The sequence below is a fragment of the Plantactinospora solaniradicis genome (genome assembly GCF_042658085.1).
GTDB classification, from domain to species: domain Bacteria; phylum Actinomycetota; class Actinomycetes; order Mycobacteriales; family Micromonosporaceae; genus Plantactinospora; species Plantactinospora solaniradicis.
In genome coordinates this window covers 53779-70314 of record NZ_JBHSPR010000013.1, presented here as the reverse complement: position 1 = coordinate 70314, position 16536 = coordinate 53779, and the positions used below count along the sequence as shown (strand labels likewise).

The window sequence follows — 16536 nt, the reverse complement described above, 5'->3', positions numbered from 1 at the left end:
TCCCGGATACGCCCTCGGTCGATCGCGGAGTCCGAATCCTCCGCGCCGCAGCCGACGCCGAACTGTTAGAGATGCGGCGGCGGCGCTACCTCAACGGACCAACTGCCTGCTCCGGCTGCGCGGTCGCGGGTGACCGCCGCCCAGCCAGTGACCTGGTGCTGCGCGCAATGCTCCTGGCCACCGACCGGCGGCCGCCGGTGAACCGGCGAGCGCGCCGTGGACCGGCGATCGCCAGAGACCACTCAGGACGGTGCGGAAAAGATCGTTGATCAGGGCCGGTTGGTGATGGACGCCCGGAAGCGGTAGCGGTCCCCCCGGTAGACCTGGATGGTCAGCTCGATCGGGCGGCCAGCCTGGTTGAAGGTCAGCTGGGTCGCGACGAGCATCGGCATGGTGTCGCCGATCTTGAAAAGCTCGATCTCTCGTGACGTGGGGTGGCGGGCTTCGACCGAGTAGTCGGCAACCGCCGGCAGCTGCGGCGGGTCCGCCGCGCGCAGGGTGGCGTACAGCGAGTCGGTGTTGAAGTCGGTCCCGGCCAGGGCCGGGCAGGCCGCCAACGGGAGCCGGTTGTGCTCGAGTACGACCAGCAGGTCGTCGAGGAAACGCAATCGGTGGAGTTCGAAGAGGTCGGCGCCGGGGGCGATGCGGAGTTCTTCGGCCTCGGACACCGTTGCCGGGCGAACCGTGGCGGAGAGAACCCGGCTGCTCGGCGTCAAACCGTTGACGCGGGCGAAGTCGGCGAGGCCCTGCACCTGGGGGGCTGCCGCGGTGGACGCCATCGCCGGGTCAGGGAACTGGTCGAGGTCGGCGACGAACCACCCGCGCGTGGACGACGGTCGCACGATGCCCCGCGCCTCCAGGTCGGCGAGGGCGGCTCGCAGCGTCACGCGTGATACCGCGTACCGGGTCGCCAGCGCCCGCTCGGAGGGCAGCCGGTCGCCGACACCGGCGCCCGCGGCGCGCAGATCGTCGAGCAGCTGCCCGGCGGTGCGCTCGTACAGCGGAAGCGTGCCGTCGGCGAACAGGCCACGGGGCGTCCGCGTCCTCGCAACAGTCATACCAGCCAACCATACCAGTTCGATCGATCCCTGAGGCCAGGCCCGGAGGCGGCCCACCGCCTCGGCCTAGGCCACGGCGACCAAACCAAAAACTACCGGGAACCGGCCATTGACAAGCCAATAATATACCACTTACGTTCGTCGAGCAGACCATCCCGCAGCGAACGGGGAGTGCCCTATGAGTGAGCTTCTGCTCGAACTTGTCGGGCCAGCAATCCGGGTCGGCAGTTGGTATCCCATTGGTCTGGTCTGTGTATCCACTGGTGATCGAGGCGGCGGTGTCGCGGTCCTGCGACGATGGCGCCCCGCTGCTGTTGGATGCGACGTCGAACCAGGTCGACCAACTCGGCGGCTGCCCGGGCCAGCCGTCGGATTTCCGTGACCTCGTCTTTCGACACTGCAGAACGTATCGGCACGTTCGAGCTGGCTCGATCTTGATGATCTACAGCGACGAGCGAACGGCGCGGCCTGGTCGTCAGAGCTGCGCGACAAGCTCGAAGGGGAGTTTGACATGACCGACATGAAGCGGCGGACCGTACTGAAGTTGGCACTGGGGGGCGCCGGTCTGGCCGCCGTCCCTGCCGTGACCGCGGGTGTGGGCGCCACACCCGCAGCCGCCGCACCGAACCGTGGTCCCGATGTCGTCGGGGTCGGCGACACCTCCATCACCGTGGAGTTCGACGACAAACTGCACACTCGGGTGGCCCTGAAGGGCGTCAACGTCACGCGCTTCGACGCCAGCGAAGCCCTGCTGCTGGGCGATACGACTGTGGACGAGTTCACCTACCGCGGACACGAGACCCGCAAGACCAAGCATTCACGGCACGGCGCAGGCGTCCAGGTGACCGTCCGGGGCGAGTCCAGGACCGGCGTGCGGAAGACGGTGGAGCTGACCTCCTTCCAGCGTCTGACCGGGATGATCGTGATGAAGGTGACCTACACCAACACGTCCCGTGCCGACCTGAAGGTCACCGGGTGGCGCAGCGGAGCCCACGAGGTCCTGGAGAGGCCCGGCGGCTTCTACACCTTCTCGGGTACCACCTATGAGGACCGTCGCGACTGGGTGCAGCCGGTGACGGACGAGTTCGACCAGAAGAACTCGCTGGGGATGGACTCGTCCGACTACGGCGGTGGCACGCCGATGGCGTCCGTGTGGCGTCCGGGCGCGGGCCTGTCCGTCGGGCACGTCGAGCCCGTGGCGAGGATCCTGCGCCTACCGGTTCGCAAGACCGCCAACGGAGCGAGCATCGCCGTCGAAGGCGACACCCCCCGCACCCTGAAGCCGGGCCAGCAGCTGACCACCGACACCACGTTCCTGACGGCCCTCCCGGGCGACCACTTCGTGCCGCTCCAGCGCTACCGCGACTACATGAGTGACATCGGCCTGCGTGCCCCCAAGACGCCGAAGTCCGCCTACGAATCCATCTGGTGCGCCTGGGGTTACGAGCGCAACTTCACCGTCGAGCAGGTCATCGGAACTCTCCCCAAGGTGCGTGAGGTCGGCCTGAAGTGGGCGGGGCTCGACGACGGCTGGCAGACCAACGAGGGCGACTGGGACATCAACCTGCAGAAGTTCCCGCGGGGCGAGGCGGACATGCGAGCCTTCACCAAGCAGATCCGGGACGCCGGCCTGCGGCCGCGTCTGTGGTGGGCCCCGCTGGCGGCGGATCCCGAGAGCAACCTGTTCAAGCAACGCCCCGACATGCTCCTGCTGGACCGCGACGGCAAGATGCAGCGGGTGACCTGGTGGAATGCCTGGACGCTGTGCCCGGCGTACCAGCCCACGGTGGACTACTTCGTCCGGCAGGTGACGACGTTCATCCGTGACTGGGGCTACGAGGGCCTCAAGATCGACGGGCAGCACCTCAACGGCGTCACCCCCTGCTACAACCCGGCGCACGGGCACGCCCGCCCCGAAGAATCGACCGAGGGCCTGGCACAGTTCTGGAAGGCGGTGTACGAGGCCGCGCACAAGGCGAACCACAACGCGGTCGTCGAGCTCTGCCCCTGCGGCACCGCCTTCGCCTTCCACAACCTGCCCTACATCGACCAGTACCCGGGCTCGGACCCGACGTCGTCGTACCAGGTCCGGAGCAAGGGCAAGACGATGAAGGCGATGATGGCTCAGGGCGGCAGTTACGCCGGCGACCATGTCGAACTGAGCGACGGCGGCGACGACTTCGCGTCCAGCTACGGCGTGGGCGCCGTCCTGTCGACCAAGTTCACCTATCCGGCGGGCCCGGACGATGAGAACGTGCTCACCCCGGAAAGGGATGTTCTCTGGCGCAAATGGGTGAGCTTGTACAACAAGAACATGCTGCCCACCGGCGAGTACCGGGGCGAGCTGTACGACATCGGGTTCGACAAGCCCGAGGCGCATGTCGTGACCAAGGACGGCACCCTGCACTACGCCTTCTACGCCGACCAATGGGACGGCTCGGTCGAGTTGCGCGGTCTGGGCCGGTCCCGGTACCGCTTGACCGACCCGTTCAACGGCGTTTCCCTCGGCACCGTCGATGCCAGGCACAACACCGTGCGGCTGACCTTCGAGAAGTTCCAGCTCATCGTGGCCGAGCCCATCGGCTGACCCGACTGTGTCGTGATGTCTGAGCCGCGAGGTCTCCGGCAGAGGGTTCATCGACCAAGAAGAACCTGAAACCGGAGGCCTCGCGGCCACCCTGGACGAGTGAGCCGTTTCCGACCAGCTCTGCGCTGCCCGCCCGTCAGTACGGCGATCCCGGCACGTTGAGTCTGACCTGGTACAGACCGAAGTTTCCCGACGTGCCGGAGGTGATGAAGAGGGTTCGGCCGTCGGGGCCGCCGAACGCGGCGTTGGTGGTGTTCCGGCCCGCGGAGATCGTGCCCAGCTTTTCGCCGCTGGGCGCGAATACGTGGATCCGCCCGTCGTTGTAGGAGGCCCAGTAGATGTTGCCGGCGCAGTCCACCGTGGCGCCGTCCGGGCCGGCAAGGCGCGCGAACTCGGTGCGTCCACCTGTGCTGCCGTCCGGCAGCAGGTCGTACCGGAAGATGGTGTTGTTGGCGTTGCCGCCCACGTAGAGGGTCGTCTCGTCCGGCGACAGCACGACGCCGTTGGGTTGGGACACGGTGCCGTCGACGAGGAACACCTCACCGTCGCTTATCCGGAAGACCCCGGTCATCCCGCCCAGTTCGTCCGGCCGGTTGCCGCGCTGGAAGTTCGGGTCGGTGACGTAGACGGTGCCGTCGGTGCGGATAGTGAGGTCGTTCGGGGAGTTGAACCGCTGTCCCTGGAAGTGGCTCGCGAGGAGGCCCCGGCTTCTGTCGGACAGCTGGTAGGACGACACGCTGCGCTGGTCGTGGGTGGCGGCGAGTATCCGGGCGCCGTCTCCGGTCACGGCCAGCCCGTTGCTGCCGGCGTTCTCGAGGAAGACGTCGAACGTGGCCGGCGGGGTGAACCGGCGGATCGTCGAGGGCTGCACGTTCTCCGGGCCTGTACCGCCGCGCATGTCGGAGAGGAGCAGTTGACCCGACCCGGCGAGCCAGACCGGTCCCTCCAGGAAGCTGAAGCCGCCGCTGATCCTGGTGGCAGCCACCGTGGCGGCGGGCAGCGGCGACGGGTAGGAGGCGCCCGGGGTGCAGGGGCCGGCCGCGTCGGCGAGGACTCCGGTGGCCGCCGGGTCGTCGGCGCTGACGGTGTCACCGGCATTCGCCGGGTCACCGTCGATCGTGGTGCTGATGGTCAGGGCGGTCAACAGCGTCAGGGCACCGGCCAGGGCGGCGCGGGCAGATCGTCGGGGCATGGGTCGATTCCAATCAGCGGGTGGTGGACCTGCTCGTCTGCGGGGCGGGTCAGCGCGGACTCCTCCATCCGGCCGGTAGGTCGGTGTGGCCGGTCGCCGGCGTGGGCGCGGTGACCGGAAGGGTCTGCGCGCCGCCGTCCGACCAGCTGGCAAAAGGTGTACGTGCGCCTCCGCGCGACCCTCATCAATCGATATCTATATATATCACGGTGTCATCGGAGAGCGGCGCACGGCCCTGCTGAACCCGGGTCGGCCGCGCGACCATGAACCGGTGTGGCCTCCAGGGCCTGCGGCAGGTGTACGGCGATGTCCATACCGCCGGTCGGCCGGGCGGTGCTGGAGATCTCTCCGTCGTGCGCGGTGACGACCGCCCGGACGATGGACAGGCCGAGCCCGGCCCCGCGGGTGCCGTTGGCGGCGCCCCGGACGAACGGTTCGAACAGCCACCGCTCCTCCTCCGGCGTGACCGGCGGGCCGGTGTTGACGACCCGCAGGAACGAGCGCCCGTTCGCGATGCCGGAGGTCACCGTGACGTGTCCGCCGGCGTGGTTGTAGCGCAGCGCGTTCTCCAGCAGGTTGCCGGCCATCCGTTCCAGCAGCACCGGCTCGCCGTTGGCCGGCGCCGGCCGCAGGTCGGCCTGCAGGGTGACCGCCCCGTTCGCCGCCAGGTCGGCAGCGTCGGCAACGGTCGCGGCGCCGACCTCGGCCAGATCCACGGGCGTCCGGCGGGGCGGGCCGGCCTGGCTGCGGGCCAGGACCAGGAGCCCGTCCAGGGTGCGCTGGCTGGTTTCGACGGCGGTGGCGATGTCGCCGGCCATGGCGACGAGTTCGGCCCGGTCGGGTTCGCCGTCGAGGGTGACGTCGACGGCGGTGCGCATGGTGGTGAGTGGAGTGCGTAGTTCGTGCGCGGCGTTGGCGACGAACAGGCGCTGGCTGTTGAGGACGCGGTCGCGTTCGGCGATGCCGTGCTGGATGCGGTCGAGCATGCCGTTGATGGTGGCGGCCAGCGTGGCGAGTTCGTCGGCGGGCTGGCGGACGGGTATCCGTTCGGACAGGTTCTCCGCGGACAGCCGGTTCGCGGTGCCGGAGATCGTGCGGATGGGGCGCAGTATCCGCCCGGCCACCACCCAGCCGGTCAGCCCGGCCAGCGCGGTCACGACCAGCAGCGCCGGTGCGGCCTGGGTCAGCAGCTTGGACATCGCCTCGTCGATATGCAGCCGCAGGCTGTGAAACAGCAGCAGGTACGTCAGCGCCGTGAGCAGGAACCCGGCGGCCAGTACGAGGCCGGTGTACAGCAGCGCGAGACGGCTGCGGGCGGTCAGTCGCCGGATCATGGGGTGATCCGGTATCCGGCGCCGGTCACGGTTTCGATCAGTGGTGGGTCGCCGAGCTTGCGGCGCAGGGTGCTGACGGTGATCCGCACGGCGTTGGTGAACGGGTCGGCGTGCTCGTCCCACACCTTGTCCAGCAGCGTTTCCGCGCTCACCACGGCGCCGTCGGCGGCGAGCAGCCGTTCCAGCACCCCGAACTCCTTCGGGGTCAGCGACAGCAGCCGGCCGTTCCGTTCGGCGGTGCGCCGGGACGGATCGAGTTCGACCTCCCGCGCGCGCAGCACCGGAGGGCGGGCCGGCGTGCTGCGCCGGGCAAGCGCACGCACCCGGGCGACCAGCTCGGAGAACGCGAACGGCTTGCCCAGGTAGTCGTCGGCGCCCAGGGCGAGCCCGTCCACCCGGTCGGACACGGCACCGGACGCGGTGAGCATCAGCACCCGGGCGACGCCGCGCTGCGCCAACAGCCGGCACACGGTGTCGCCGTGCACCACCGGAAGGTCCCGGTCCAGGACCACCACGTCGTACGGGGTGATGTCGCATTTGTTCAGCGCCTGCTGACCGTCGTGTGCCACGTCCACGGCGCAGCCGTGCCTGTGTAGCCCGGCCGCGATGTACGTGGCCAGCGGCTGTTCGTCCTCGACCAGCAGCACCCGCATCCGCCCAGTATCCGCAGCACCGCATATGGGTGGTGTATGGGTCGGCGATCGGTTGCCGACAGGTGGTCGCCGGTAGACCTGCAACGGTCCGTTCGTCGATCGGGAAGGACCGTGGTCATGGATTCGGATTCGGATTCGGTACGTCGGGTCGACCGGCGGCGGCTGCTCGGGTGGAGCGGGCTGGCGGCCGCCGGCATGGCCGCCGGCGCGCCCCTGGTAGGCGCGGACCCCGGGCACGCCGCCCCGGCCCCGACCGACCCCGACGCACTCGTCGCCCCCGAACCGTCCGGGCACGACCGGATCCCGCCGGACACCCGGCCCGGCGGAGCCTACGACCGGTACGTGGCGAAGCTGGCCGCCGAGGACAGGTTCTCCGGCGTGGTGCTGCTGTCGCACCTAGGCCGGACCGTGCTGTCCCGCAGCTACGGCATGGCCGACAAGGAGAAGGGGATCCGCAACCACGAGGGCGTCGCGGTCAACCTCGGCTCGGCGGTCAAGCCGTTCTCCGCGGTGGCCATCCTGCAGCTGGCGCAGCGGGGCAAGGTGAGGCTGTCGGACACGGTGGGCACCTACCTGACGGGCTTCGCCAACGAGATCGCCGAGCAGGTGACCATCCACCACCTGCTCACCAGCACCTCCGGGCTGAACCACCCGGAGCGGGACCCGCATCGCGTCTTCCACAGCCGCGAGGAGGTGCACGAGTTCTACCGCCAGTGGACCCGGCGGGTGAAGCTGGAGTCCGCCCCCGGCACGGGCTTCGACAACACCGGCGCCGTATTCGCCATCGCCGCGCAGATCGTGGAGGCCGTGACCGGCACGACGTACTGGGACTACGTGCACGAGCACGTCTTCGGGCGCTCCGGCATGACCGGCTCGGCGTTCTACACCAGGCCGCAGTGGCTCACCGACGAGCACATCGCGCACTCGTACATGCTCCAGGCCGACGGCAGCCGGGTGGACGCCGTCCGCAACCTGGACAAGGGAAGCCCGAACCCGTACGAACCAGGCAAGAACCCGGGCCGCAACTTCATCGACTACGCCGGGGACGGCGGCTTTGCCACCGCTCCGGACCTGGTCCGGTTCGCGCACGCGCTGCGCAACGGCACGGTGCTGGACCGGCCGTTCGCCGAGTTGTTCGCCGGGCCCAAGATCCCCCAGGGGAAGGGCAAGGACGGCGGCCCCGCGCCCGCCCACCCGTCGTTCATGGCGTACGCGATGCCGGCCAAGCTCATCAACGGCCAGTGGGTGATCGGGCGCGGCGGCGCCAACCCCGGCAGCACCGCCAACTGGCACATCTACCCGGACACCGGCTGGGTCGGCGTCGTCCTCAGCAACTACGACGGCCCGCCGATGCAGGAGATCATCGAACAGGAGATGCGGGTTATCACCGGCGGGCGCTGACGCGGCCACGGCTGCGCGACACGTCGGCCCCGATGCGGGCGATGGACCGGCCGCCGTCGAGCGTCATGTGCACGCCGGTAGCGGTTGGCTGGGCCGGCTGCCGGGCAGGGGCGGCCCGGGTAAATTTCGCGGGCGGATCGAAGCGGAGGTGGCATGGTCGAGGGGTGGCACGGCTGGTTCGGCACGTTCAATGGCGTGGTACTCCTCACGGTAGCCGCGCTGCCGTTGGCCGCGTTGGCGGTGTGGGCCCTGGCACGCCGTCGGAGTGTCACCGGCACCACGCCGGTGTGGCGGATGTCGCTGGCCGAGGTCGGAATCGTCTACGGGACGGTGCCGTGGGTATGGATGATCATGTTGCCGGGCGACCGGGCCGGCGCCGTCCCCGGTCGGGTGAGCCTGGTGCCGCTGCGGGACCTGCTCACGATCCTCACCGACGGGGGACCGCTGACGCTGACGGTCCAGGTCGTCGGCAACCTGCTGGTGTTCGCGGCGGTGGGGTTCCTCGCCCCGCTGCGGTTCGCGGCGCTGGCGTCGGTACCGCGGATCCTGGCGCTCGCGGCGGGCTGCTCGGTCCTGGTCGAGGTCGCGCAGTACGTCCTGCGGCTGGACCGGGTGTCCTCGGTGGACGACGTACTGCTCAACACCGCCGGCGCCGTGCTGGCCGCGCTCGCGTCGCGCCGCTGGTGGCGCGCTACGGCCAGAGCGTCGTCAGTTCGACCTCGATCGGTCCCCCTACCGGGACGCTGAACCGTCCGTGGTAGGCCGGTCAGTGGCCCTGGGCAGTGGGTGCGCCGTGGTCGCGGCGACGAACATCTGCCGGCCGAACAGCCGCCACGCCGGGCGCAGCCTCAGATAGAGCCGGACGAGGCCGGGTCGGATCCGCACGGGAGCGTTCTTGACGGTGTATGGCAGGAACCGGGGGATGACCTCCTGCGGTTCGAAGCCGGCCAGTCGCAACCCCTCTACCAGGCTGAGATGGGTCAACGGCAGGTGATGATCGAAGAAGTCCCAGTAACGCTGACCGACGTACCGCAGGTTGGGCATCAGCACCAGCAGTTGGCCACCGGGGCGCAGCACCCGATGACACTCGGCCAGGGTGCGCAGCAGTGCCCGCTTGTCGGGCAGGTGTTCGAAGAAGTTCGAGGTGAAGATCGTGTCGATCGAGGCCGCGGCGAGCTGCCGAAGGTCGTCGCTGGCCGCGATCAGGACTCGTGCTCCGACGGCGTACCGGACCGTGTCCGGGTTGAGATCGACGGCGATCTTCCGGCGCGCCCGGCAGGCGTTGATGAATTCACAGGAGCCGGCGGCGAGATCGAGTACGACGTCATCGGGGTCGATGTAGCGATCGAAGAATCCGCGGCACAGCTCCGTCCAGAGTAGTTGCTTCGCCGCCAGTTCCGGAGCGGTGAAGCGGGCCGTGTACAGCTGGGCGAGTTCAGTGGGGCGGAACTGTTCGCCCCAGGACGTGGGGTCCGCGAGCTGGCTCTTCCCGGTCATGGGCGAACAATACGCTCATTTCGGTGCTAAAGGGATGTTTAGTGCCGTAGTGTCGTCCACACCGTCTGATCGGAGTGGAGACGCGGATGACCGACGCCGAACGTGCCATCGCACCGGCGGCAGAGCCGTTCAGCAGGGACGTGGTGATCATTGGAGGCTGCGGCCGAGTCGGTCTACCGCTGGGCCTGGCGATGGCCTCACGTGGGCTCTCCGTGACGTTGTACGACCTTGACGCCACGGCGGTCGACGCGGTCAACGCCCGCACGATGCCCTTCGCCGAGGACGGCGCGGACCGGCTGCTGGGCGAGTTCGTCGCACTGGGGCGGCTGGCGGCGACGACTGATCCGGCGAGCGTGGGCGACGCGGAGAACCTCGTTGTCGTCATCGGTACGCCGGTGGACGAGCACCTGAACCCGGACCAGGGCTCGGTGCCCCGGGCGATCGAGCGGTGTGCCGGGTACCTGCGAGACGGGCAGTTGCTGGTGTTGCGGAGCACCGTCTATCCGGGAGTGACGGCGTTGACCGAAAAGCGGCTGGCACAGCTGGGCGTCTCGGTAGACGTCGCGTTCTGTCCCGAACGGATCGCCGAGGGCCGGGCGTTGACCGAACTCTTCGAACTGCCACAGATCGTGGCCGCCCGGGACCCACGGGCGACGCAGCGGGCGGAAAAGTTGTTTCGTCATCTCACCGATCGGATCGTGACGCTGGAGCCGGAGGAGGCGGAGCTGGCGAAGCTCTTCACCAACACCTGGCGGTACCTGAAGTTCGCCACCGCGAACCAGTTCTGGATGATGGCCAACGACGCGGGGATGGACTTCGCCCGGATTCGCCAGGCGATCACCTACGACTACCCGCGCGCGGCCGACGTACCGATGCCCGGGTTCGCCGCCGGCCCGTGTCTGTTCAAGGACACCATGCAGCTCGCCGCCTTCAACCGGAACAACTTCGTGCTGGGGCACGCGGCAATGTTGATCAATGAGGGCCTCCCGTCCTATCTGGTCTCCCGAATGAGGGCGAGGTTCGACCTGGTCGGGTCGCGGGTCGGCATCCTCGGTATGGCGTTCAAGGGTGACAGCGACGATCCACGGGAGAGTCTGGCGTACAAACTGCGCAAGCTTCTGCTGCCGATGGCGAAGGCCGTGTTGTGCGCCGATCCGCACGTGCCCGACGATCGGCTGGTCAGCCTGGACCGCACGCTGGCCGAATCGGACCTGCTGGTCATCGGTGCACCACACCGGGAGTACGCCGGGCTCGTCACGGAGAAACCGGTGATCGACATTTGGGGATCGACCGGGCGGGGCGTGCTGGTATGAGGCCCCGGGTGTCGATCGTGATCCCGGTCTACGACGAGGGCGCGGCCGTGGTCCAATGCCTGGAACGGATCCTGCGTGAGGTGTTGCTCCCGGCCGAGGTGCTGGTGGTGCACGACACGCCGCAGGACAGCACGGTGCCGCACGCGCGACAGGTCGCCGTCGCCGATCCCCGGGTACGCACGGTGCTCAACGCGTACGGCCCGGGCCCGGCACAGGCGATCCGGTTCGGCATCGACGCAGCGGTCGCGCCGGTGGTGGTGGTGACCATGGCCGACGGTTCGGATGATCCCCGACAGATCGATGAGCTGACCCGACTGGTGGAGCGGGGCGTGGCGGTCGCCGCGGCGTCCCGTTACATGCCAGGCGGGCAGCAGGTCGGGGGGCCACGGCTGAAGCGGATGATGTCCCGGTGGGCGGGGTGCAGTCTGCATCTGCTGGCGCGGGTCGGCACCCGGGACGCCACGAACAGTTTCAAGGCGTACTCGACGGATTTCGTCCGATCGGTGGGTATCGAGTCGCAGACCGGATTCGAGATCGGGCTGGAGCTGACCGCCAAGGCGGCACGCCTGCGGCTGCCGGTCGCCGAACTGCCCACCATCTGGCTGGATCGTCAACTGGGGGCGTCCCGATTCGCCCTCGGTCGGTTCCTGCCGGCCTACCTGCGCTGGTATCTGTTCGCGTTCGGCCGACCGCTGACTCTGGAGAAGCTGGCCCATCGGTCGACGGCACCCGGTAGCGGCGGGGGACCGGCGCCCCAACTCCCGGTCCGCACCCCGGCGCAGGCGCCGGTGGCGTCCACCCGGCGCCGCGACCGTACGCACACCGGTTAGGAGCCACGATGGAAAGAGTCCTGGTCACCGGTTCGGCGGGCTTCATCGGCGGCTACCTCGTGGCGGAACTGCTCTCCCGCGGGTACGAGGTGGTGGGGGTCGACAACTTCTCCAAGTACGGTCCGGTTGCGCACTCCTACGACACCGATCCCCGCTACCGGTTCCTGCCGGGCGACGCTCGCGACGTCGATCTGCTCTCCGGGCTGCTCGTCGACTGTGACCACTTCATCGCGGGAGCGGCCATGATCGGCGGCATCTCCTACTTCCACAGCTACCCCTACGACCTGCTCGCGACGAACGAGCGGATCATGGCAGCGTCCTGCGACGCGGCCATCCGCGCTCTTCGTGCGGGCAGGCTGCGGAAGGTCACCTACCTCTCGTCCTCCATGGTCTTCGAGTCGACCGACCGCTGGCCGTCCAGGGAGGGTGACGAGCGCGTGGTGCCGCCACCGTTGTCGTCGTACGGCTTCCAGAAGCTGGCGGTGGAGTACTTCGCCCGGGCCGCCTGGGACCAGTACCGACTGCCGTACACGATCGTTCGGCCGTTCAACTGCGTCGGGGTGGGTGAGGGGCGGGCGCTGGGCGAGGTCGAGGTGCTCTCCGGCAACGTCAAACTCGCCATGTCGCACGTGGTGCCCGACCTCGTGCAGAAGGTGGTCAAGGGACAGGACCCCCTGCACATCCTCGGAGACGGCAACCAGGTGCGTCATTACACGTACGGCGGTGACCTGGCCCGTGGCATCGTTACCGCGATGGGGCACGAGGCGGCCCGCAACGAGGACTTCAACATCTCCACTGCCCGGTCCACCAGCGTGCGCGAACTCGCCGAGATCATTTGGCGCAAGATCAAGGGGCCCGACCGGCCGCTGCGGTTGGTCCGCGACGACCCTTACGCGCACGACGTGCGCCGACGCGTGCCGGAGGTGAGCAAGGCCCGTGAGGTTCTCGGCTTCGAGGCGACCACCAGCCTCGACGAGATGCTCGACGAGGTGATTCCCTGGGTGACCCGGGCAGTGCGAGACGGGCGGCTGTGACCGGCCGCGCTATCCGACCGTGACCACCTGGAATTCCAGGTTGCCGGGCTTGCTGAAGCTCAACCGTTGGTAGCGGAACGGGTCCAGCGGATCCGTCCGAGCGGGGGTATCGGGGAACGAGACCATCAGCGGTCCGTCGGCCAGCCGCTCCGGCAGCCGGTACCGCCTGCCGTCCGCCGTGACCAGAAATGGTGAACGGTCCTTCAACAACGCGGTACCAAGGGAGCGCAGCGGTCCGTCCGGGCGCGGGGTGAACCTGGCGAGGAGGATCTCCTCGGCGCCAACCGCCGGACTGTCGACGATCTCCCCGGCGTGCACCTCGCGGGCATCGACGGTCCGTGCCTCGCCGCACCGGTTCCTGCCGTGTCGGAGCAGCGACCAGCGACCCGCCTGGGCGTCGCGGGTGTATTCGCACGCGAGCACCAGCAGGTAGTGCGGGGTTTCCCAGCGGCTGTTCCGGTCGTCGATCGGAGCCCGGTCCTCCTTGAGCACGATCTGGTCCGGGGGTGCCGAGGCCAGGGCACGCGCGTTCAGTTCGTCCAGGTACGGGGTGTACGCCGCGTACGCCTGGAAGACCGGGACCGGGTTCCAGTCCATCGCGTACGCCCATGGCAGTGTCGCCTCCCACGGGTCGACGCTCACCGGACGGCCCTCGGACGCGGTGACCATGTCCGCCGGCAGCCGGTACTCGGCGCGGGCCCGCTGGGCTCCCTGCTCCAGCAGCCGGACCCGCTGGTCGTCGTCGAGGAGCACCGCCGCCGACGTCCGCCACCGGTCGATGGCGGCGGCCGGGTTGAACTGATGGAGTTCGCGGGGAACGGCGGCCACCGTCAGGGCGACGACGGCCAGCACGGCGGCCGGTCGCCGTGCGTAGCGTGCGAGCGCGACCAGCGCAAACGCCGCGACCATGAAGAACGAGGGCTCGTGATAGGCGTCGTGCCGGATGAAGCCGTGCTTGAAACCGAACGCCAGCCCGGCGGTCACGAGCAGCAACGGCGCGAGCGCCAGGGCACCCGTGCAGGCGCGGGCCATCCTGACGGTGAGCCATCCCGCCACCGCCACCAGCACGCCCGCGAGCAGGTAGCTCCGTAGTTCGTGGAACCCGCCGATGGCCATTGCCTCGGGATAGCCGCTGGCGATCTGCCACGTGCCGTGCAGCCAGGTCGGGACGGCGTCCGGTGGTTGACCGGCGAGGAGCCACCCGGCCACGAAGGTCGCCGGGAGGGTTGCCAGGGCCGCGCCGAGGTTCAGGGCGAGGGCACGCGGCGTGGGTGGGGAGAGTGCCACTATCCCGGCAAGCACGAGGATAGCGAGGCCCTCGGAGAACTTGACCTGCACCATCAGTGCTCCCGACGCGGCCAGTAGTGCGGTGGGCCAGGTGCCCCGCCAGCCACACCCGCCGGTGACGCTCCGCCGCTGGACGGTACGCAGGGCGAGCAGCAGGCCGGCGCAGACCACTCCGAGCCCGGGCTCGGTGACCGGCCTGGCGAGCGTGACGGCGAAGGCCAGTGGCCCGGCGACCGCCGGCGACCAGGTGTACCGCAGACAGACGTAGGCGGCGCAGAAGAGTGCGGTCGTGACCGCCGCGCCGAACAGGAGGCCCAGGGCGAACTGGTGGGCGTCCACGAGGAGTGGATGGTCGAGGAAGCCCCACGGACCGAAGGTGAACAGTAGGTCTTGACCGAAACGACGGTCCTCGGCGGCGGCGATGTTGATCGCCGTGGTCCAGCTTGGATCGAGGCCGGTCCGGGGGGCGTCGACGGCGACGAAGGTGCCGAGCGCGACGGCGGCGGCCAACCAGAGCAGGGTCGACAGCCTCGGCCGGATCCGGCTGGAGACCCGGATCGGCCGGGCGGGGCGCTCCGGGCGTGCCACCTTCGTCGACCGCCCGGTACCGGCTGCTTCCGCGTCGGACACCGGACGAGTCCATTCGACGGGGACCGAGGCCGGTCCGGGGGGAGTCGCCGTGTCCATGGCCCTCCGACCTGGTCGTTACCGAGCTAAGCGATATTCCTGGGCATTCCAGATAAATACGTCCTAATCGTACTTTACCCTTTGTCGGGGATCGAGAGTTCTGGCTTGGACGGTTCTGGGGGCCCACGAGATGACGATCGCGAACAGCCTGCGCGCGCTACGACGGAGCTGGTGGTTGGTGGCGCTGGCGACGATCTTTGCGCTGGGCGTCGTGGGTACGGTCACCGCGACGGCGGTGCCCCGCTACGTGACCACCACGACGTTCTTCGTCACCACCCCCGGCAAGGGGGCATCAGACGTGATGCAGGGCAGCACCTTCTCACGGGAGCGGATCAAGTCGTACGTGGACCTGGTCGGCGGCGACAGGCTGGCCGGCATGGTGGCCGGCAACCATCCGCTCGGACTCTCCGTTCGGCAGGTGCAGGACCGGATCTCCGCACGGGCGGTGCGCGACACGGTGCTGTTCACTGTGACCGTCACGGACCGGGCCGAGACCCGCTCACAACAGCTGGCCCACGCCGTCCTGACGGAACTCACCTCCCTCGTGGAGACCCTCGAAGGCTCGCCGGGAACGGACGCCTCGACGGTGCGGCTGGAGGTCGTCGCCGGGCCCACTCCGGCCCTGGTGGCATCGCGGCCGACGCGAAACCTGGCGTTGGGCCTGTTGGCCGGCCTGCTCGCCGGCGCGGCGGGGGCACTGCTCCGGGAGGCGCTCGACAGGTCGGTCCGAACGCCCGGAAAGCTCCGGGAAGCGGCCGAGGTGCCGGTGCTGGCCGTCATCCCGCATCAGGTGTCGGTCGCCAGGAGACCCGCGCTGCTGCGCGGCGGCTGCTCGCCGGGGGCGGAGTCGTTCCGACAACTGCGGACGAATCTGCGGTCCGTCGACCCCACGCTGCGGATCCTCGCCGTAGCGAGTGCCGCGCCGCGGGAGGGCAGATCGATCACCGCCGCGAACCTCGCCATCATGGCCGCCGAGACCGGCCGGCGGGTACTGCTCCTGGAGGCGGATCTGCGCCGCCCCCGGATCGCCCACTACCTGGGTCTGCAGGACGCACCGGGACTGTCCGAGGTGCTGGCCGGTCGGGCCGCGGCGCCCGAGGTACTGCAGCAGTGGGGGCGGCATTCCCTGTGGGTGATGCCCTGCGGCGCCGTTCCGTCGAACCCGAGCGAGCTTCTCGGCTCGGGGAACATGTCGGCCCTGCTGAAACGCGTGCGGGCGGACTTCGACCTGGCCGTGATCGACACACCGCCCCTGTTGCCGCTGACCGACGCCGCCGTCGTGGCCGCCGCGGCGGACGGCGTGGTTCTGCTGGCGCGGGCGAACAGGACCGGACACGAGCAGGTCCGAGCCATGTCCGCCGCGCTCCGTACGGTTCACGGCCGGGTGGTGGGCTGCGTGCTCAACGACGTACGGCGGCGTGATGTCGGTGTGACGTACCGCTATCCCTCACCGCGTCGGGGCGCGGCCCGCTCCCGGGGGGAGACCGACGGGATGCCGTCGGCAACGGCCGGCACGGTCGGTCGCCGCGCGAGCCAGCCCCGGCACGCCACGCCGGTGGCCGCCCGAGGGCCGGTCGGGGTACCGGCCGCTCCGGACGGCGAGTCGACCGTCGACTGTCCGCTCAAGTCGGCGCGATGACCCCCCGGCCTGACCTTCGGCGGG

Annotated in this window: 14 protein-coding genes; 8 read left to right on the top strand and 6 right to left on the bottom strand. The window is 69.4% G+C overall.

The annotated features are described in order from the left end of the window. Positions 1–269: 269 nt before the first annotated feature. Positions 270–1058 carry a GntR family transcriptional regulator gene (locus tag ACFP2T_RS18215; RefSeq protein ID WP_377423201.1) on the bottom strand — a complete coding sequence of 263 codons (789 nt, stop codon included), beginning with the start codon at positions 1056–1058 and terminating at the stop codon, positions 270–272. 182 nt (positions 1059–1240) lie between these two features. Here ACFP2T_RS18215 and ACFP2T_RS18210 point away from each other — a divergent pair, with 182 nt between their 5' ends. Next, positions 1241–1573 carry a class II D-tagatose-bisphosphate aldolase non-catalytic subunit gene (locus ACFP2T_RS18210; protein WP_377423199.1) on the top strand — a complete coding sequence of 111 codons (333 nt, stop codon included), beginning with the start codon at positions 1241–1243 and terminating at the stop codon, positions 1571–1573. Further along, positions 1570–3645: a glycoside hydrolase family 36 protein gene (locus tag ACFP2T_RS18205; RefSeq protein WP_377423196.1), complete on the top strand. Its 2076-nt coding sequence runs from the start codon at positions 1570–1572 to the stop codon at positions 3643–3645. Before ACFP2T_RS18210 ends, ACFP2T_RS18205 begins: the two co-directional genes overlap by 4 nt. Before the next feature lie 136 nt (positions 3646–3781). Here the strand turns inward: ACFP2T_RS18205 and ACFP2T_RS18200 are convergent, their stop codons facing one another. From ACFP2T_RS18200 to ACFP2T_RS18190, 3 genes are all read right to left on the bottom strand, one after another. After that, on the bottom strand, positions 3782–4837 hold the full coding sequence (locus ACFP2T_RS18200) for an SMP-30/gluconolactonase/LRE family protein (protein WP_377423194.1): 1056 nt from the start codon (positions 4835–4837) through the stop codon (positions 3782–3784). 212 nt (positions 4838–5049) lie between these two features. Further along, positions 5050–6171: a sensor histidine kinase gene (locus ACFP2T_RS18195; protein ID WP_377423191.1), complete on the bottom strand. Its 1122-nt coding sequence runs from the start codon at positions 6169–6171 to the stop codon at positions 5050–5052. Beyond that, entirely contained in the window at positions 6168–6824 is a 657-nt protein-coding gene (locus ACFP2T_RS18190) for a response regulator transcription factor (protein WP_377423189.1), read from the bottom strand. The genes ACFP2T_RS18195 and ACFP2T_RS18190 overlap by 4 nt, the downstream gene beginning before the upstream one ends. Positions 6825–6941: 117 nt before the next feature. On the opposite strand from ACFP2T_RS18190, the gene ACFP2T_RS18185 reads away from it, so the two are divergent. Together ACFP2T_RS18185 and ACFP2T_RS18180 are read left to right on the top strand one after the other, a co-directional pair. Continuing rightward, positions 6942–8225, top strand: coding sequence for a serine hydrolase domain-containing protein (locus ACFP2T_RS18185; protein ID WP_377423187.1), 1284 nt, complete (start codon positions 6942–6944; stop codon positions 8223–8225). 153 nt (positions 8226–8378) lie between these two features. Continuing rightward, a complete protein-coding gene (locus ACFP2T_RS18180; protein WP_377423185.1) occupies positions 8379–8972 on the top strand; it encodes a VanZ family protein in 594 nt (197 codons plus the stop codon). Here ACFP2T_RS18180 and ACFP2T_RS18175 read toward each other — a convergent pair. After that, complete coding sequence (locus tag ACFP2T_RS18175) at positions 8958–9722, bottom strand: class I SAM-dependent methyltransferase (RefSeq protein ID WP_377423182.1); 765 nt, start codon at positions 9720–9722, stop codon at positions 8958–8960. The genes ACFP2T_RS18180 and ACFP2T_RS18175 overlap by 15 nt on opposite strands. Positions 9723–9808: 86 nt before the next feature. Here ACFP2T_RS18175 and ACFP2T_RS18170 point away from each other — a divergent pair, with 86 nt between their 5' ends. The 3 genes from ACFP2T_RS18170 to ACFP2T_RS18160 are packed head-to-tail and all read left to right on the top strand — an operon-like array spanning position 9809 to position 12899. Then, positions 9809–11035 (top strand): nucleotide sugar dehydrogenase, encoded by a 1227-nt coding sequence (locus ACFP2T_RS18170; protein ID WP_377423180.1) that lies wholly within the window; start codon positions 9809–9811, stop codon positions 11033–11035. Between the two features lie 8 nt (positions 11036–11043). Then, positions 11044–11865, top strand: a complete 822-nt coding sequence (locus tag ACFP2T_RS18165) for a glycosyltransferase family 2 protein (protein WP_377423177.1) — start codon at positions 11044–11046, stop codon at positions 11863–11865. 8 nt (positions 11866–11873) lie between these two features. Further along, the gene (locus tag ACFP2T_RS18160) at positions 11874–12899 is read left to right on the top strand and encodes an NAD-dependent epimerase/dehydratase family protein (RefSeq protein ID WP_377423174.1); all 1026 of its coding nucleotides are present in this window, start codon (positions 11874–11876) and stop codon (positions 12897–12899) included. 9 nt (positions 12900–12908) lie between these two features. On the opposite strand, the gene ACFP2T_RS18155 is transcribed toward ACFP2T_RS18160, so the two are convergent. Beyond that, positions 12909–14816, bottom strand: coding sequence for a hypothetical protein (locus ACFP2T_RS18155; RefSeq protein ID WP_377423172.1), 1908 nt, complete (start codon positions 14814–14816; stop codon positions 12909–12911). 187 nt (positions 14817–15003) lie between these two features. On the opposite strand from ACFP2T_RS18155, the gene ACFP2T_RS18150 reads away from it, so the two are divergent. After that, positions 15004–16512 carry a tyrosine-protein kinase domain-containing protein gene (locus ACFP2T_RS18150; protein WP_377423170.1) on the top strand — a complete coding sequence of 503 codons (1509 nt, stop codon included), beginning with the start codon at positions 15004–15006 and terminating at the stop codon, positions 16510–16512. Positions 16513–16536 lie beyond the last annotated feature (24 nt).

Bases quoted from the DNA above. Each gene is read 5' to 3' on its own strand.
- ACFP2T_RS18175 (WP_377423182.1), bottom strand. From the start codon at position 9,722: ATGACCGGGAAGAGCCAGCTCGCGGACCCCACGTCCTGGGGCGAACAG.
- ACFP2T_RS18150 (WP_377423170.1), top strand. From the start codon at position 15,004: ATGACGATCGCGAACAGCCTGCGCGCGCTACGACGGAGCTGGTGGTTG.
- ACFP2T_RS18190 (WP_377423189.1), bottom strand. From the start codon at position 6,824: ATGCGGGTGCTGCTGGTCGAGGACGAACAGCCGCTGGCCACGTACATC.
- ACFP2T_RS18205 (WP_377423196.1), top strand. From the start codon at position 1,570: ATGACCGACATGAAGCGGCGGACCGTACTGAAGTTGGCACTGGGGGGC.
- ACFP2T_RS18195 (WP_377423191.1), bottom strand. From the start codon at position 6,171: ATGATCCGGCGACTGACCGCCCGCAGCCGTCTCGCGCTGCTGTACACC.
- ACFP2T_RS18200 (WP_377423194.1), bottom strand. From the start codon at position 4,837: ATGCCCCGACGATCTGCCCGCGCCGCCCTGGCCGGTGCCCTGACGCTG.
- ACFP2T_RS18170 (WP_377423180.1), top strand. From the start codon at position 9,809: ATGACCGACGCCGAACGTGCCATCGCACCGGCGGCAGAGCCGTTCAGC.
- ACFP2T_RS18215 (WP_377423201.1), bottom strand. From the start codon at position 1,058: ATGACTGTTGCGAGGACGCGGACGCCCCGTGGCCTGTTCGCCGACGGC.
- ACFP2T_RS18185 (WP_377423187.1), top strand. From the start codon at position 6,942: ATGGATTCGGATTCGGATTCGGTACGTCGGGTCGACCGGCGGCGGCTG.
- ACFP2T_RS18180 (WP_377423185.1), top strand. From the start codon at position 8,379: ATGGTCGAGGGGTGGCACGGCTGGTTCGGCACGTTCAATGGCGTGGTA.
- ACFP2T_RS18160 (WP_377423174.1), top strand. From the start codon at position 11,874: ATGGAAAGAGTCCTGGTCACCGGTTCGGCGGGCTTCATCGGCGGCTAC.